The organism is Fibrobacter sp., assembly GCF_045601785.1.
Classification (GTDB): Bacteria; Fibrobacterota; Fibrobacteria; order Fibrobacterales; family Fibrobacteraceae; genus Fibrobacter.
Window position 1 is genome coordinate 79,841 of sequence record NZ_JAZSAF010000023.1, and the last position, 17,362, is coordinate 97,202.

Here is a 17,362-nt window from a genome sequence, read left to right on the forward strand (position 1 = left end):
CTCATATTGACGCTGACGCGAACAGGTTCGCACAGCGATTTGTTCAAGAAATAGGAAGAAGGCGCAGGGGAAGCCTGCGCCATTACCTTGCTGTTGAAAGTGCTGCCAATACTCATTTTCGTGGGGATTGTGGTTTCGCTTATGTTTTGCGGAGGGTGAAAAAAAGACCGCAGCGGTTAGGCTACGGTCTGAAATGTTTTGGATTGCTTCGGGGCTTCGCCCCTCGCAATGACGTCGTGGAATTACGCCGGCTTAACGACGATGTTGACCAACTTACCCGGCACAACAATCGACTTCACGACGGTCTTGCCGTTCATGAACTCTTTAACGCGGTCGTTGTCCATGGCGAGCTTCTCAAGTTCGGCCTTGTCCATGTCCTTGGCGACAGAGGCCTTCGCGCGGACCTTGCCGTTCACCTGGAACACGACTTCCACGGTGTTTTCCACGGCCTTGGAGTGGTCGGCTTCGGGCCAGGCGACGTTCGTGAGGGATTCGTTGTGGCCGAGGATACTCCACATTTCTTCAGCGATGTGCGGGGCAAACGGGTGCAGCAACTTCACGAAGGTTTCGCACGGTTCGCGGTAGCGCTTGTCCATCTTCATCATTTCGTTGTTGAAGATCATCAGCTGGCTAATCGCGGTGTTGAAGCTCATGTTTTCGATGTCGCTCGTGACCTTGATGACGGTCTGGTGCATCACCTTCTCGATAGCTTCGGGAGCAGTCTCGTCAACGAACACCGGGGCTTCGTCAGAATCACCCACCACGGAGCGCCAGGCGCGGCCGAGGAAGCGGTTCATGCCTTCGATGCCCTTGGTCTGCCACGGCTTCACGGCGTCCAGCGGGCCCATGAACATTTCGTACAAGCGAAGGCTATCGGCACCGTAGTCGCGCACCACGTCATCGGGGTTCACGACGTTCTTGAGGGACTTACTCATCTTCGCCACAATCTGCTTGAGCTCGATGTCGGTTCCCTTCTTGAAGAACTTTCCGTTCTTTTCCTCAACTTCGTCGGTCGGGACCTTGGAGCCCGCGGCATCTTCGTAAGCGAAGGCGAGAATCATGCCCTGGTTGAAGAGTTTCTGGAACGGTTCGTCGGTAGAGACGAGGCCAAGGTCGAAGAGCACCTTGTGCCAGAAGCGGCTGTAGAGCAGGTGGAGCACGGCGTGTTCGGCACCGCCCACATAGAGGTCCACCGGCATCCAGTACTTTTCAAGTTCCTTTGCCACAAATGCATCGCCGTTGCAGGCGTCGATGTAGCGCAGGTAATACCAGCAGCTGCCTGCCCACTGCGGCATGGTGTTCGTCTCGCGGATACCCTTGCGGCCGTTCTTGTCCGTAACCTGGAGCCATTCGGTGGCATTTGCGAGCGGAGACTGACCGCCGTCACCCGGCTTGTAATCCTTGAGTTCCGGCAACAGCACCGGAAGTTCGGCGTCATCGACGGTAGAGATTTCGCCGTCTTCCCAGTGGATAATCGGGAACGGTTCGCCCCAGTAGCGCTGGCGGCTGAAGAGCCAGTCGCGGAGCTTGTAGTTCACGGTGGCCTTACCGATCTTGTTCGCTTCGAGCCATTCGATGACCTTCGCGATACCCTGCTTCTTGTTGAGGCCGTTCAGGCAAAGCGTGTCGTTCTGGCTGTTGATGTAAGTGCCGTCGGCAGCCCAGCATGCTTCGCCAGCGAGAACCTTCGGGCGAACGTCGACCGGGCAGCTTGCATCGGGTTCCATGATGCAGATGACGGGCAAATTAAACTTCTTCGCGAAATCGAAGTCGCGGGTATCGTGAGCGGGCACGGCCATGATAGCGCCAGTGCCGTAGCCGGTCAAAACGTAGTCAGCGACCCACACCGGAATCTTGGTGCCGGTGAGCGGGTTCACGGCGTAGCTACCGGTAAACACGCCGGTCTTTTCCTTGGCAAGTTCCGTACGGTCGAGGTCGCTCTTCAAGGCGGCGGCATGCACATATTCTTCCACGGCAGCCTTCTGTTCGGCAGTCGTGAGTTCCGGCACCATCGCGTGTTCCGGGGCGACGACCATGTAGGTGGCACCGAACAGCGTATCGCAACGGGTCGTATAGACGCGGAGCTTCTTTTCAGTCGGCTTGCCGTTAGCGTCGGCAATCGCAAAATCCACTTCGGCACCGTAGCTCTTGCCGATCCAGTTCTTCTGCATGTCCTTCACGCCCTGCGGCCAGTCGAGCTTGTCGAGGCCCTTCAGCAGGCGGTCGCCATACAGCGGGATGCGCATGAGCCACTGCTTCAGGTTACGGCGTTCCACTTCCTTGGTGCCGCACTTTTCGTGGCTGCCGTCGTTCAAGACTTCTTCGTTTGCGCAAACAATCTTGCAGTGCTTGCACCACCACACCTGAGCGTCGGCGTAGTAAGCGAGGCGTTTCGAATCCTTGTACTTGCGGACTTCTTCCTTGCCCTTGGCTTCCACATCGGCAGGAATCGGGAGTTCTTCGATGGGGCGGCCCTTCTGCTGGGCTTCATCGAACCAGGTGCCGTAAAGGCGCTTGAAAATCCACTGCGTCCACTTGTAATACTTCGGGTCGGTGGTGTTGACTTCCTTGTTCCAGTCGTAGCTGAGGCCGAGGCGCTTGATCTGGCGGCGGAAATTGTCGCAGTTTTTCTTGGTGGTAATGGCCGGGTGCGTACCGGTCTGAATGGCGTACTGTTCAGCGGGGAGGCCGAAAGCGTCCCAACCCATCGGGTGCAACACATTGAAACCGCGGCTGCGCTTGTAGCGGCAGATGATGTCGGTGGCGGTGTAACCTTCGGGGTGGCCCACATGGAGGCCTGCGCCACTCGGGTACGGGAACATGTCCAGGCAGTAATACTTGGGCTTGGACTTATCGGTGCCCGTCTTGAAAGTCTGATGTTCTTCCCAGTAGGCTTGCCACTTGGTTTCGATCTCTTGCGGATTGTACTTTGCCATTTGCTTTATACCTCTAACGCCACGGCGAACCCGCCGCGACCTCATTAAATTTTCGCGCTAAAATTTAGAAAAAATGACCGATCCCAATTGGGGCCGCGTTTTCTTTTTACTATATATCCTATCAGGGATGACGTTTGGGCAATGGAGGCTATATGCATTTTTTTAAGGTTTTGTCCCTCTGTGTCGTAGGGGCCATCAGCTACTCTCAGGCAGTCCTCGACCTGCCCAATGCGCAGCCCAAGGTAGACGTTTCCTACTGGAAAGCCGCACTCGACAGCACCTGGCAGGGGCTCATCCGCAGAAACATCGACCCTTACTCCAACGGCAAGGGGCTCATTCACCGCCCCAAAAGCGAGACCCCGGGTGACGCCGTGAGCGAAGCCGTCGGCTACGGCATGCTCGTCGCGCTCTTCGCCAACGACCAGGACCACTTCAATACCATCTGGGAAACCGCCAACGAAAAGATGTGGGGCGGCTGCTATTACAACTGGCAAATGGCACCCGACGGCAAAATTAGCGGCACGGGAGCAGCAACCGACGCCGAAGAAGACGTCGCCCTCTCACTCATCTTTGCAGACAAATTAGTTTCCGCAGGCAAGTGGCAGCCCTACACATCAACAAAGTTCGGCTACGGATACGCCGACCACGCCAAGAAAATTCTTGACTGCATGTGGAGCAGCGGACAGATCACAAGTTCCGGCATTCTCGCCCCGGGCGCAGGCTGGGGCGGCGAAGACTTCGTGAACCCCGGCTATTTCTCGCCGGCATGGTACAAGATATTTGCAAAGTTCGACAGCAATGGAGACCGCTGGAACAAAGTCGTCGAAAAGACCTACGAGATTCTGGCCAACAGCCCCGGCTACAGCATGGGTATGATCCCCGACTGGATGCAACCCAATGGAGGCTGGGTAAATAGCGGACTCGGCTACAACGCCTACTTCGACAGCCGAGCCTTCTTCAAGGACGCCATCCGCATCTTGTGGCGAGTCGCCATTGATGCCATTTGGTTTGACGAATCGCGAGCTAAAGATTTTCTCAAGAATGCCCTCGCCTTTATCAACGGAAAGGGCGGCCCCTCTGCAGCGAACTTCTACCAAATTGAAAAGCCCGGCGAGCTCCTGCCCGCCGACGACATCTGGACCGATTTCAACGACAGCAAGAACAAGGACACCTGGCGCTACCGCCGCGAACACAGCCACCTGACCATTGGCATGTGGGCAACTGCAGCGATGGCGGTGGGCGAGAAAACAGACCGCATTGCCTTCAGCGAAGAGCTCGGCAAGTTCTACGAAGGCGGCGACTACTTCGGCGTCGCCAAGGACCCCACCGGCGGCATCGAGGACACGCTCCACAACGAGATGTACTTTGACCAGTTCCTCGCCTGGTTCGGCGCCTCGATGATGAGTGGCACATTCGTAAATGTCATCGACGCTATCGACAACCCCAAGGAAAATACCCCGGGTGACGAATCAACGCTTGGCATCCACAGTTCTTCAAAGCGCATCGCCGCAAAAGACGGCATCCGCCTAAACCGTATGGGATCTACCGTGCAGCTTTCGCTCCACGCCGACGCTACATGGAACGTCTACGACATGAAGGGACACAAGGTAGCAAGCGGCTACGGCCGCGAATTCCAGTGGAATGCTGCAAGCCGAGGCGTCTACACCGTAACGGCCCAGAGCAAAAACAGCCGCTACACCCGCAAACTGATCCTGAACTAAAAATTCGGAAAAATTTGATTGAAGGCGCGGTTCTACCGCGCTTTTTTAGTGCGCCTTTTTCTTGTCGCGCCAAGCGAAGATATTCGCAAGCACCGTTCCGCTGATGGAATGGTAAGCGCAGCTCAAGGCGCAGGGCACCATGCAGAGCACCGCTTCGGGATTCTTCGCCACATTCTCGGGGTTCGCAAAGAACGCCATGGCAAGCACCGTCGCCATACCCGCATTCTGCACACCGACTTCGATTGCAATCGTGCGTTTTTTAGCGGTATTGAACTTGAAAAGCCGACCCACGCCGTAACCTAGAACATAGCCGAGCGCATTGTGGCAGAACACCACTGCAAGCACCAGGAAAATCAGCGAGAACCCGTTGGTCAAGAGCTGCGGGCGAACCGTCACCACCACACCCCCGACAATCAGCATGAGGCCAATCACGCTCACCGCGGGCATGTTTGCCTGGATTTCTTTAAACACAGCGCGTTTACCCAGGAAATAATTGCAAAGGAACCCGATGGTAATCGGTGCGATGGTCACATACAAAATATTCAGGAACATTCCCTTCGCGTTCACATCGATGCTGGTATCCGCAAGCCACAGCACAAGCAGCGGGGTCATCAGCGGTGCAAGCAGCGTGCTCACCATGGTCATGCTCACGGAATACGTGACATCGCCCCTGGCCAAAAAGCTCATGACATTGCTCGAAACACCACCTGGGCAGCAACCCACCAAAATGATGCCCACGGCAAGGTAGGGGTCCAGCCCAAAAACCTTTGTAAGGCCGAACGCCACAAACGGCATGATGGTGTATTGCGCCACCGCACCAAGCAAAATGTGAAGCGGCTGCTTCATCAAATTGCGGACATCGTCCATCGAAATGGTGAGGCCCATGCTCAGCATGATGACGCCGAGAATAATGGAGGATACGTTCCCGTGAACCCAGCCAAATGCGATGGGCACGAAGAATGCGACAATTGCGCTTGCGATAACGAAGGGGGAAGCGTAGTTAGAAAGCAGACGGCAAAAAGCCTTGATCAACTTAAGCATGTCCCAAATATAGGAAACGGCAACGAAAAAAGCTACTTAAGCAGTTCTTCGGGCACACATTCGGCCATGGCCTCGTACGCCTTTGCGCTCGGGTGCAAATGGTCGCCCGAATCGAACCCACCCTCGAACTGTTTCGGGTTGTCGTGACCGCGCACCGCCTTGTCAAAATCGACGCAGCCGTCAAAATCGGGGGCGGTACGGAGCCATTCGTTGAATGCCGTGCGGATGATATCGCGGTTTTCGTTGTAGGTGCGCCAACCGTAAATGGGCAGGAGCGTCCCGCTGTAAACCTTGAGCCCGAGCTTGCGCGCGTGCGTAATGTAGAGCGTGCGGACTCCGTTGATGAGGTCATCTGCCGTGGGCATGTCGCTCCAGGGGCGGAACTTGTTGACTTCCACACCGACAGGGTGGATGATGTCGTTGATGCCATGCTGGATAATGACAGCGCGAGCACCCGCTACGTTCATCTCGATGGGGAAACGCGTGGCACCTTTAAGGCCGTAAGCGGCGTAGGTGATACAGCTGTATTCGCGGAGGATTCGTGTGCCGCTCACCGCGCGGCGGATAATCGCCACGTTGTTGAAACCCTCGCGTGCACAACGAAGCGTGAGGTAGTCGGGCCAGTCCTGCGCGGTGATGGAGTCGCCAAAGCACACCAGCGCAAAGTTCTTTTCTTCGGTGAAAATGTCGATGGTGTTCAGGAAATAAATCCAGTTGGTTTTGCGCGTTAAGTCGTCAGGGAGCGTTGCCGATTTTGCGAAGTTGCCGTAGCTGTACTTGCCGCCCGAAAGCGGGCCCGTGATGGCCGTGCCCGCGTTCATCTGCGTGAAGTCTGCGAAGTAGAGGCTTACATTGAATGTTTCGCCTGCGGTCACGTCGAATGCGATTTCGTCGCTCAGGATTTCTTCGCCCGCGGGAATCGTGCCAGAAGTGCTGCAGCCGAATGTAATTGCTGTAGGCGCATATTCGGACTGCGCGGCACTTGTTTCGCTGGCAGTGGACTGCGCGGAGGTTGCCTGGGAATGCGACGAGGACTGCGCGGAATGCGCGACATACGCCTCGCTAATCGTCACGGGTTCCGTGCCGGTAAGGTTCGAAAAATGGAACCGCAACTTGTTCCCCGAAAAGCACGCGCGTATCGGGTAGCGGAGCGTCAAGTCCTTGGCGTAAGTGGCTTCTTTGCGGTCTGTGATAGAGGTAGCGTTGCCCCAGCAGGCCACCCATTTCGAAAATTTCTCTGGCATGTGCCAAAGATAGATAAAATGGGAGTTATAGCAGTGCCTTGCAGAATTCCCTGTAATTCTGTTCGTATTCGGGGCGGCAGAATACCGCGAACTCGATGGTCTTGAAGGCAAAAAGATAGTCCTTGATAACCTCGGCGTTGGCGGCCGCCACGACCTTCGGGTCGTTCATGAATGCACCGCAGCCGAACGCGCCCAGCACGATGTTTTCTACTTTGTTCAAAATGGCGATATCCAGGATGCGGCGGAGCCGCTTGATGTGCAGCTGCTTGAGCGCCTCGTCGATAATGCTGACATCTCCATAGCGCAGGTTCGGTGCCGCGCACGTGATGACATCCACGTTGTACCAGTCCGTTTCGCCCAGCAGTTCGGGGGCCGAGACATCGGTCTTGAACACGGTCACTCCCGGCGTGTAGATGCAGTCGTCGGTATGCAACGCGGTTCTGTTGCGGCGGTGTGGCTCGTAGAAGAGTTCCCACATCTTTGGGTCGGTAAGGCAGCTGTACAGGGTAGAACACCTGCAGAGGCATTCTTCCTGTGCGCCCGCCCCCGTCGTGACGCCGCCGCCCGGGTGCGATGCCGAGGCGAAGTTGAGCACCGCGACCCTGGTGCCCGCATACGCCTGCGCCGCCTCGAACGTGCGCTTCTGCGAAACGATGACCTTGGCCCGCTCCGCATGGATATTCCGGCTCTCGACAGCGACGCCCTCGCGTTCGCCCGTAAACTTCTGCGCCCGCCTTGACTGCGCGATGGACTCGCGGAGCCGCGCATTTGTGCGGCAACGTTCCGCCGTGTCGTTGAACACGGTGACATTCAATTCTCTATAATTGATTTTATTCTGCATACTTTTAATATCGCTTTTTTGCGGGGAAATGTCAAGAGGAGGGGGCGGCGAGGGCGACCTATTCCCCCTCTCGCAACAGCCTCTCGAACAGTGCGCGATACCCCGCGATACCTTCCAGCTGCATGATGGTCGTAATCTTGTTGCCGGCATCTTTGCTTGACGCCCCGCAGTGGAAAAGTTTCTCGCTGACGGTCCCGAAATCCAGATAGATGTACCTGTCGTGGAACACGTTCCCCGTGGCACGAACATCGCCAAGCTCCACATCCAGGCGTGCTGCCCTGAAGTCCGCCAGCATGCTCTCGGTCAGGCGGGTACGCCCGTGCTGTTCGCTGAAAATCTGGACCGAAACACCCTTCGCCACGCACCGCAGCAAGTCGAGAGTCTTTACATCCAGGTAGTCGTCCACAATCAGCACCGACTTCTTCGCCATGCCGTAAATCTGCGTGTAGGCGACATCGGCCTCAAACCGCTGCCCGTTCAGAATCAAGAAGTGCATGAAGGTGCTCGGGTCAATGAAATTTTTCATGACTTTTTGTAGGTCCAGGTTCACCTTTCCGAGATTTTCACGCATATCATGGACTTCACCAGAAAGTTCCCTAATACCGGCAGAATGTTTCGCGATATCCCTCGAATTTTGTGCAGTCTGCAATGCGATTTGAGCAATTCCGTCATTTCCTAGCAATTGCTTGTTCTCCGCTGCAATGTAGTCCTTCATCTGCTTGAAAAGACGGATGAGGGCCTTGCTCTGTGCGGTCGCCTGCTCGCCCTTAAGAACCGTCATCGGTTTGATATCAAAAATTTTGATATCAAACCGGAGAATTCCGTTTGTGTTATCTGAAACCGGAAATCATCGTCAAATTTTTCAATGTTGTTTTTCACCTGCTGATTAAAGGCTCCGGTGCTATACCCGTAAATCTCCGCCAAGTCGGCATCGAGCATGACCTTTACCCCGCGGATGGTATATATCCGCGACTTGAGCAAATCCTCGTCTATCAGGGAAAATTCGGACTTTTTCGGCACGATGGCCCCGGCCGCACTGGCCACAACATCTTTCTTCATCGTCAACTCCTCTGGCATACAAGCGAAAAACACCAAAGACTACACACTTGTGCACTAAATATAGATTCAAAAATCCAGTTTGTCAATAGGCCCACGCGATTTTTTTGAAAGGGGGAGGCCGCCCCCTAAAACCCCGGACGCAACAAAAATATCGCAACTCTCACCCCCATTTATATATATTTACGAAACAAACTAAGCCCCTCTCTACCTAGCGTTTTTATATGGCTATCAAGAAGAACGAACTCTACTCTTCTCTCTGGGAATCTTGTGACAAACTGCGCGGCGGCATGGACGCAAGCCAGTACAAGGACTACATTCTGACGCTCCTTTTTGTGAAGTACGTGACCGACAAGTTCAAGGGTCAGAAGTACGCCGATATCAACGTCCCGGCAGGCGGTAGTTTTGACGACCTCGTCGCGCTCAAGAACAACAAGGACATTGGCGAAAAGATGGACAAGGCCATCGCGAAACTCGCCGAAGCAAACAACTTGACAGGCGTCATCGACAACGCAAAGTTCTTCGACAATTCCAAGTTCGGCAACGGCAAGGACATGGTCGATACCCTGACCGGCCTCGTGTCTATCTTTGAACGCCCGGAATTCAATTTCAGCAACAACAAGGCAGGCGGCGACGACATTCTAGGCGATGCCTACGAATACCTGATGCGCAACTTCGCCACCGAAAGCGGCAAGAGCAAGGGCCAGTTCTACACCCCGGCAGAAGTCAGCCGCATCTTGGCGAAAGTCATCGGCCTGGGGAAAGTCAAGAACAGGAACACGACCATTTACGACCCCGCGTGCGGTTCGGGCTCGCTCCTCATTCGCGCAGCTGACGAGGCCCCCTTCGACATCGCCATTTACGGCCAGGAAAAAGAAACCACGACGGCAGGCCTCGCAAAAATGAACCTGGTTCTCCACAACAAGGCAAGTGGCGAAATCAAGTCGGGCAACACGTTCTCGAACCCGCAATATTTGGATAACGGCGCGTTGAAGCGTTTTGACTTTGTGGTCGCGAATCCTCCGTTCTCGCTCAAGAACTGGACCGACGGCTTGCAGGAATTTGGCCGCTTCGATGGCTATGACGATCGCCCGCCCGAAAAGAACGGCGACTACGCTTGGCTTTTGCACATCCTCAAGTCGCTTAAGCCCACCGGCAAGGCGGCAGTGATTTTGCCCCACGGCGTGCTGTTCCGTGGCAACGCCGAAGAATCCCTCCGCCGAAACATCATTGACCGCGGCTACATCAAGGGCATTATCGGGCTCCCTGCGAACCTTTTCTACGGCACGGGCATTCCCGCCTGCATCATCGTGATGGATAAGGAAGACGCTGCCGAACGCCAAGGGATGGGCGGCGGCATCTTCATGATTGACGCAAGCCACGACTTTGTGAAAGACGGCCCCAAGAATCGCCTGCGCGAACGCGACATCCACAAGATTGTGCAGACCTTCGTGAACCGCATCGAAGACGACCCCAAGTACGCGCGCTTTGTCCCGATGGAAGAAATCAAGGTCAAGAACGGTTACAACCTGAACATCCCGCGTTACATCGACAGCGGCGACGCTGAAGACGAGCAGTCCATCGACGCCCATTTGAACGGCGGCATCCCCGCGGGCGACGTGGATTCCTTAAAACGCTACTGGGATATTTTCCCGGGCCTCAAGAACAAACTCTTCAAGAAATTCCGTGCGGGCTATTACCAGCTCAAGGTAGAAAAAGACGAAATCCGCAGCGCAATCTTCAACGACGAAGAATTCAAGGCCTACGCCGAACAGATTGACAACGCCTTTGACGCATGGCTCAAGAAGTCTTCCAAGAAGTTGATGAACATCGACGGCACGGTAGATGTGAAGAAGTTTATCATAGAACTCTCGGAATCGCTGATAAACGAATTCCGCCACATTGAACTCGTGGACTTTTACGACGTTTACCAGGTGCTGCTCGCCTACTGGCAAGAAACCATGAGCGACGACGTTTTCGTGCTCAAGTACGACGGCTACATGGCCGGTGCCGAAATCGTGAAAATCTTCAAGAAAGAATCCAAGAATGGTTCGGCAAGCTCACCAACCGGAAAAAATGATGGCAAGAAAAAGGCCGAGCCCAAGGAAATCGGCTGGGAAGGCAAACTTTTGCCCAAGATCGTCATCGAGCGCGTTTACTTTGCCAAGGAACAGGCCGAAATCGAACGCGCCGAACAAGTTGTCGCCGAAAGTGAGTCCAGGCTCGAAGAATTCGTGGAAGAAAATAGCGGCGAAGGCAGCGTGCTGGCCGAATACACCAAGGAAGAAAGCGAAGACCTGGACGCAAAGAAAATTGCCACCAAACTGAAGGAACTGAAAAAGCAAAAGACAAGTGGCAAGAGCGAAGAATACGAAGTGCTCGCCAAATACACCGAACTTGCCGACACCGCGAAAAAGCAGGCTGGCATTGTCAAGGAACTGAACAAGGCCCTGGACGAATCCGTCAAGAACAAGTACGCGGAACTCACCGAAAAAGAAATCAAGGACCTGCTCGTAAAACAGAAGTGGAGCTTTGATATTTTCGAAGGAATCAAGAGCCTCTACGACACCACCAGCCACAAAATTGCAACCCGTGTGACCGAACTCGCCGACCGCTACGAAAACACGCTCCCTGACCTCGAAGCAACCGTCGCCGACTACGAAACCAAAGTCAAGAACCACCTCAAAGAAATGGGATTTACCTTTTAAATAAATTCTATAATCAAAAAGGGCATTCACTATATGAACGCATCACAAAGACAATCTATCCTTGATGTCATAGACGCTTTTTTTAGCGCCGAAAGCCAAAATCTTTTTGAAGAGGCTATGAGCAACAAGTATAAAGACGGTCTTCCAGAAAATGAATACTTTCTAGATTATTCTGTCCCTGACTTACTAGCCTTAGCAAAGAGAGTCTGCAAAAACTTTGAAATTAGATTGAATAGCGATGATTGGCAGCTATTGCCGTTTAATAACATTCCTGGTCAAACGCCCCAAGCTAACCTGCAGAGCTATTTACAGATGATCGTTGTTCATTTGAAAAATGCTAAGTATAAGGAGGTTGCCCAACCGTTACGTAATTTGGTAAGATATCAAATAGATAATGGATTTTATGGCATTTCCAATAAAAATACAATAACATCCACTGCGGATATAGAAAGCAAAAGCATTCAGATTTCAGAAAAATTGAAATCTATTGATGCTTTGAAAAAGGATGTAATGGATGTAAAAAACACAATAAACGAAGAATTAAAGAAGCAGGGGGATTTAAAAAAACAAATTCAAGATAATGTAAAATCAGCCAATGACAGCTTATTGAAAATCTCTGGAATTCAAAAAAATACGCAGACACTAGAACAATCCATCACCGATGCAAATACAAGATGCTCAAATTTGATAACTGCGTTGCAAAATAAAGAGAACGAACTCCAAGAAAGGGAAAAAACTATTTCAGAACATATTAGTAAAACTGAGGCCTTCATGGACTCGTCCAAAGCCGTTTTTGGTGAAATCGCAAGAAATAGGTCAGAAGCAGAAGGACATCTTGCAGAAATAAAAAAGATGATGGGCTATATTGCTGACGGCACATTAAGCCATAGTTTTAATATGCGGAAGCAACGCATAAGCAAAAAAGTCACATTCTGGTTGATAACAAGTCTCGTAACATTAATTTTGACAATCATTTGGATTTGTGTAGTATTTACTTGTTTGAAAGCGAATACTGGTATGATATGGGCAGACATTTTGATAAATGTCATTAAATCTTCCTTGATGGTATTTGCATTTGGATACTCTCTAAATGAATACAATAAAGAGCGAACTTTATACGAAGAATATGCCTTTAGAGAATCAGTCGCCATTACATTAACCGCATATTTGCAGCAACTGGAATCCTGCTCTAAGGAAGAAATGCAAAAATTACTGATGGATACTGTTGAAAAATTATACACGAAACCAATTATATCGACTAAAGAGTACAAATTTTCAAAGCTAGACGCGGAATCGATTGCCGAATTGGTCAAACCTATTGCACAAAGCATAAATGAGTTAAAAAAATAATGACTGATAAACCAAAATTAAAACAGACCGAAGTCGGGATGATACCAAGCGATTGGGAAGTTTTGCCTATTAAAGGCTTATGCACAAAGGTAACGGATGGATCCCATGAAAGCCCCAAAGAGGTTGATAATGGATATTATATGCCATCTGTCAAAGATATGACGGATTTGGGATTTTGCTTCTCTGACTGTAAACAAATATCAAAAAATGATTATTTAAAATTAGAACGAAATGGTTGCCGTCCAGAAAAGGATGATGTTCTTATTGCAAAAGATGGTTCTATTTTGAAATACGCCTTTGTTATGGATGATGAATTACCGATAGTAATATTGTCGTCTATAGCAATCCTTAGACCTAATAAGAAAAAGATTGACAGCCATTATTTCGCTCATTATTTCAAAAAAGAAGATTTTGTAAACAAAGTTCTTTCTGACTATAAAACAGGGACTGGTGTTCCAAGAATTGTTCTTAATAATTTTAAGGAAATTGAGATTGCGTATCCGAAAAAAATAGAAGAACAACAGCGCATTGCAAACGCCCTCTCCGATGTTGACGCCCTAATCGCGAACCTAGAAAAACTCATCGCCAAAAAGAAAAACATCAAACAAGGTGCAATGCAACAACTCCTCACCGGCAAGAAACGCCTCCCCGGATTCGGCTCAGACGAAAGAACGGGCTCACGCCCTACAGACGAAAGACGAAAGGAGTGTCATTCTGAGCGAAGCGCAAAGCGCGAAGTCGAAGAATCCAGTGGCTACAAAATGACCGAACTCGGAATGATTCCCATTGATTGGGATGTGAAAAATCTAGGATCTATCACACAAAATTGCTCTTACGGTGTAAGCGCAGAGGCCGTTTCTTTTAATGGAAGAACCAAGTATATTAGAATTACTGATATTGATGATGATAGTCATAGATTTATACCATCTCCACTAACATCTCCTTCTTTTTATGAAAATAAGCATGTCGTTCAAGAAAATGATTTGCTTATCGCTCGAACTGGAGCAAGTGTTGGGAAAACTTATTTGTATGATTCTAAAGATGGTAAATTGATATTTGCGGGCTTTTTGATAAAAATGAATGTTTGCGAAGCAAATTCAAAATTTGTATTCTACAGCACATTAACAAAATACTATCAAGATTGGATTGTCAGTGAATCCGCAAGAACGGGGCAGCCAGGCGTAAATCTTCAGCAGATGAAAAAGTTACAAATAGCGCTTCCTCCTACCATCGAAGAACAAACTGCCATCGCAAACGTCCTCAGCGACATGGACACCGAAATCTCGGCCCTCGAAACCAAACTCGAAAAATACCGCACCCTCAAAACCGGCATGATGCAACAACTCCTCACCGGAAAAATCAGACTTTTATAAGGGAGATATCTTTATGCATAGACAAGAAAATGGATCTGAAATCTGGAATATTGAGCCTTGTTGTTTTGAACAAGACCATATAAAGAATGTTCAAGATAAATTGGTAAAGCGAATAAACGAGTCTTTTGAAGAATATTGTAAAGGCAATTTGCAGGAAATGATAGAAAAATTAGATTCTGTTAAATTTTCGCTTAAAGATATTGCGTCCCATACAGTAGAAAATGCTAAGAATGTCTATGAGGCTGAAGCCCCATCATACAATGACATTTTTACTAAAGAACGTATGGAAGAAGAATCTTTTGATCGAAACACCTTCAAAAAAACGACATTGAGGAACAGGTGCCCTATTATACGACAAACATTACAGTCAAAGCAAAAAGGGCTAAAAAAGTTCAAGATAAAGTTCAATGAAGCTGACTGTAAAGAACTTTGGGAGAAAGTAAATAATATCGTAAATTTTGCTTTTGATTACAAAGGCGAAGAAAATGAAAGTAAGTATTTGAACATTTCTTCTTATGAAGATGTTGGTCTTGGCAGGCTTGATTCCGATGATTGTTCATTGTCCGGAGTTATTGGAGGCGGAATAAAAAGTCTAATCGCTTATATGCGTAACCCGCAGTGGTTCCCGAGTAGGAGCCGTAATGCGATTTGGGCCCTTTATTTTCTGACCGATAAAGATTCTTTTGGATGCCGAATGGATTCAGAATTTATAATGGTTAATATTCAAGAGAACCAGATTTCTCAAAATTACTTTTACCCATATTCTCTTTTCTCGTATTACGCACTGGTAACATACAAAACACTAAAGGAAAATTTCAATGCGTTGGGAATAGAACTAGATCAAAAATACAGATATGCCTATGTAGATTCTTTCTTTGAATATATTGCAAAAAAGAATGAATATGATATTACGACGTTGCAATCAAGATTGAGCGAGGATTATGTATGATTTCTTATGAACAAATTCAGGAAAACTTTTCAAGGAATTTTCCTAATCAAAAATATTCCCTCTCAGATATTCAAAAAAAGTGTATAAAAAAAATAGTGGAGGGCACGAGCACACTTTGCATAATGCCCACAGGAGGCGGAAAATCCTCTGTTTATTGGGAATCTGCAATGGAATTGGGAGGCTGTGCAATAGTAATTTTCCCGTTGATTGCTCTAATTGAAGAACAAAAAAGTAAGTTGGAGAAAGAAGGTGTTGAAGTTTTGGCATTGCATAGCGGTGTGAAAAATCAAATGCAGTTAATGCTAGACTTCGCACACAAAAAAATTAATCCTAGATTCATATTCGCAAGTCCCGAAAAGTTGGCATGCGATGGTTTGCTTGAATATTGCATAAAGCAACGAAAGGACGATATTCATTTAGTTGTGATTGATGAAGTTCATTGCGTGAGCCAGTGGGGAGATAACTTTAGACCATTCTACAAGCGAATCCCAAATTTCCTTAATGATGTTTTTGGAGAGAAATGGCCTAAAATATTAGCCATGACGGCTACTTTAAATGCATATGAAATAAAAGATATTTGTGATTCCTTTAAAGTTTCCAAAAACAATATTTGTAAGGATAGAATTCTCTTTAGGCCAAACATCCACTTAGTCAAGGAAAAAATCTCCGATGAAAATACAAAGACCGAAAAACTATGGAGATTATTGTCTAGGCATAAGGGAGAAAAAACACTTGTATATGTGTATCGAAAATACTTCAAGAGAGGCGTTGTGGAACTTTCAGAGGACGCCATTGCTCATGGATTTAAGGCTACTGCATTCCATGGTGATATGGATGCACAAACAAGAATGGATATTGTTGAAAAATTCAAAAATAATGATATTGATGTTGTGTTTGCGACAAATGCGTTTGGAATGGGAATAGATATCCCTGATATAAGGGTAGTTATCCACTTCATGATACCGGAATCTCTAGAGCAGTACTATCAGGAAGTTGGTCGTTCTGCGAGAGATGGCAAAGATGCAAATGCCTATTTGCTTTATTCGGCAAAAAATATTGATATCAGAAGAAATTTTTTCATCAAGAACTCGTACCCAACACCGGATGAGTTGACAAAATGCTACAAGACGATATCGGATACAAATGGAGATTACGTTCCTTTAAATTTCCAAGATGATGAACTTTTAACAAGTTGTTTCCCGTATTTTATTGAAGCCGGTTTAATTGAATATGTATGCAAAGGTTTTTCTTCGTTCAGCGGATTAAAACAAATAAGTAATCCTGAATTAATGGCTATATACAAGAGTACTAGTACGCAAAATTTTGTTTTTACACTTTTTAAAAATAAGGATCTAACCCCCAAAAAACTCACTGAATTAGTGTATTCAAGCATTGTAAATGGACAAGCAAGTATAGGCAATACCATCGATAAATGTATCATTGTCAAAAAAAATAAGGATACCATTGAACAATCGGATTTGGATATAATCGCAGAATCAATAGAGAAAAAAATCAATTATAGAAACGGCTTGTTAGACCTGTTATTATTGATCTTAGAAAAATGCTCAAAATCTAACCAAATACATCAGGAAATTGGCAAATATTTGGGAATGAATAAGTTTGATTTGCCTTTGGTATATACAACAAAAAATGGGATCCCAGTTCGTAGTATGTCGGAAGTCTTGATTGCAAATATGTTGTATGATGCAGGTATTCATTTTAATTACGAAGAGGAATTACACTATTCTGGCAAGCAAGCCATTATTCCTGACTTTACCATTAGGTGTGCACATGATAAAATTTTGTGCTGGGAACATGTTGGTATGTTGGGCGTTGAAGAATATGACGAAAATTGGGATAAGAAAATCAAAATTTATAATGAATTATCCCCGAACATCATTCTTGAAAAAACATATGATGGCGGATCGTTGTCAATCGTTGCCGCTGAATTAATTGAGAAAATTAAGAAAATGATATAGAATGTAAAATACTGACAAACCGTTTGTAAAATTTTCTTGCCCCTCTTGCCAATTTTCTGAATATTAGGTACATTACATCCCAGCGCGTCATTCCCTAGAAAGGAATGATGCGCTTTTGCTTTATCTGGCTTTGCCGTAATGCGAGGGCGTTCCTAGTAAAAACA

12 protein-coding genes are annotated in these 17,362 nt (G+C 48.5%); 6 read left to right on the forward strand and 6 right to left on the reverse strand.

Going from position 1 to position 17,362, the window contains the following annotated elements; all coding sequences use genetic code 11:
* Positions 1-242: 242 nt before the first annotated feature.
* Positions 243-2,936, reverse strand: a complete 2,694-nt coding sequence (gene leuS / locus ACKI61_RS04005; RefSeq protein WP_407456493.1) for a leucine--tRNA ligase — start codon at positions 2,934-2,936, stop codon at positions 243-245.
* Between the two features lie 152 nt (positions 2,937-3,088).
* Between leuS and ACKI61_RS04010 the strand changes: the two genes are divergently transcribed.
* Positions 3,089-4,657 (forward strand): glycosyl hydrolase family 8, encoded by a 1,569-nt coding sequence (locus ACKI61_RS04010; protein WP_407456494.1) that lies wholly within the window; start codon positions 3,089-3,091, stop codon positions 4,655-4,657.
* Positions 4,658-4,702: 45 nt separating this feature from the next.
* Here ACKI61_RS04010 and ACKI61_RS04015 read toward each other — a convergent pair whose 3' ends face one another.
* The 5 genes from ACKI61_RS04015 to ACKI61_RS04035 are packed head-to-tail and all read right to left on the reverse strand — an operon-like array spanning position 4,703 to position 8,842.
* Positions 4,703-5,698, reverse strand: a complete 996-nt coding sequence (locus tag ACKI61_RS04015; protein ID WP_407456495.1) for a bile acid:sodium symporter family protein — start codon at positions 5,696-5,698, stop codon at positions 4,703-4,705.
* 32 nt (positions 5,699-5,730) lie between these two features.
* Positions 5,731-6,942: an SGNH/GDSL hydrolase family protein gene (locus tag ACKI61_RS04020; RefSeq protein WP_407456496.1), complete on the reverse strand. Its 1,212-nt coding sequence runs from the start codon at positions 6,940-6,942 to the stop codon at positions 5,731-5,733.
* A gap of 25 nt (positions 6,943-6,967) precedes the next feature.
* Entirely contained in the window at positions 6,968-7,783 is an 816-nt protein-coding gene (locus ACKI61_RS04025) for a TIGR02452 family protein (protein ID WP_407456497.1), read from the reverse strand.
* Between the two features lie 58 nt (positions 7,784-7,841).
* Positions 7,842-8,564, reverse strand: a complete 723-nt coding sequence (locus tag ACKI61_RS04030; protein WP_407456498.1) for a DUF4783 domain-containing protein — start codon at positions 8,562-8,564, stop codon at positions 7,842-7,844.
* Complete coding sequence (locus tag ACKI61_RS04035; RefSeq protein ID WP_407456499.1) at positions 8,561-8,842, reverse strand: ORF6N domain-containing protein; 282 nt, start codon at positions 8,840-8,842, stop codon at positions 8,561-8,563. The genes ACKI61_RS04030 and ACKI61_RS04035 overlap by 4 nt, the downstream gene beginning before the upstream one ends.
* Positions 8,843-9,063: 221 nt before the next feature.
* On the opposite strand from ACKI61_RS04035, the gene ACKI61_RS04040 reads away from it, so the two are divergent.
* From ACKI61_RS04040 to ACKI61_RS04060, 5 genes are read left to right on the forward strand one after another with little or no spacing between them, the layout of a single operon-like run.
* Positions 9,064-11,547, forward strand: coding sequence for an N-6 DNA methylase (locus tag ACKI61_RS04040; RefSeq protein WP_407456500.1), 2,484 nt, complete (start codon positions 9,064-9,066; stop codon positions 11,545-11,547).
* A 33-nt stretch (positions 11,548-11,580) separates the two neighbouring features.
* On the forward strand, positions 11,581-12,897 hold the full coding sequence (locus ACKI61_RS04045) for a hypothetical protein (RefSeq protein WP_407456501.1): 1,317 nt from the start codon (positions 11,581-11,583) through the stop codon (positions 12,895-12,897).
* Positions 12,897-14,270: a restriction endonuclease subunit S gene (locus ACKI61_RS04050; protein ID WP_407456502.1), complete on the forward strand. Its 1,374-nt coding sequence runs from the start codon at positions 12,897-12,899 to the stop codon at positions 14,268-14,270. The genes ACKI61_RS04045 and ACKI61_RS04050 overlap by 1 nt, the downstream gene beginning before the upstream one ends.
* Positions 14,271-14,283: 13 nt before the next feature.
* Positions 14,284-15,219: a hypothetical protein gene (locus tag ACKI61_RS04055; RefSeq protein WP_407456503.1), complete on the forward strand. Its 936-nt coding sequence runs from the start codon at positions 14,284-14,286 to the stop codon at positions 15,217-15,219.
* A complete protein-coding gene (locus tag ACKI61_RS04060; RefSeq protein ID WP_407456504.1) occupies positions 15,216-17,198 on the forward strand; it encodes a RecQ family ATP-dependent DNA helicase in 1,983 nt (660 codons plus the stop codon). Before ACKI61_RS04055 ends, ACKI61_RS04060 begins: the two co-directional genes overlap by 4 nt.
* The last annotated feature ends 164 nt before the right edge of the window (positions 17,199-17,362 follow it).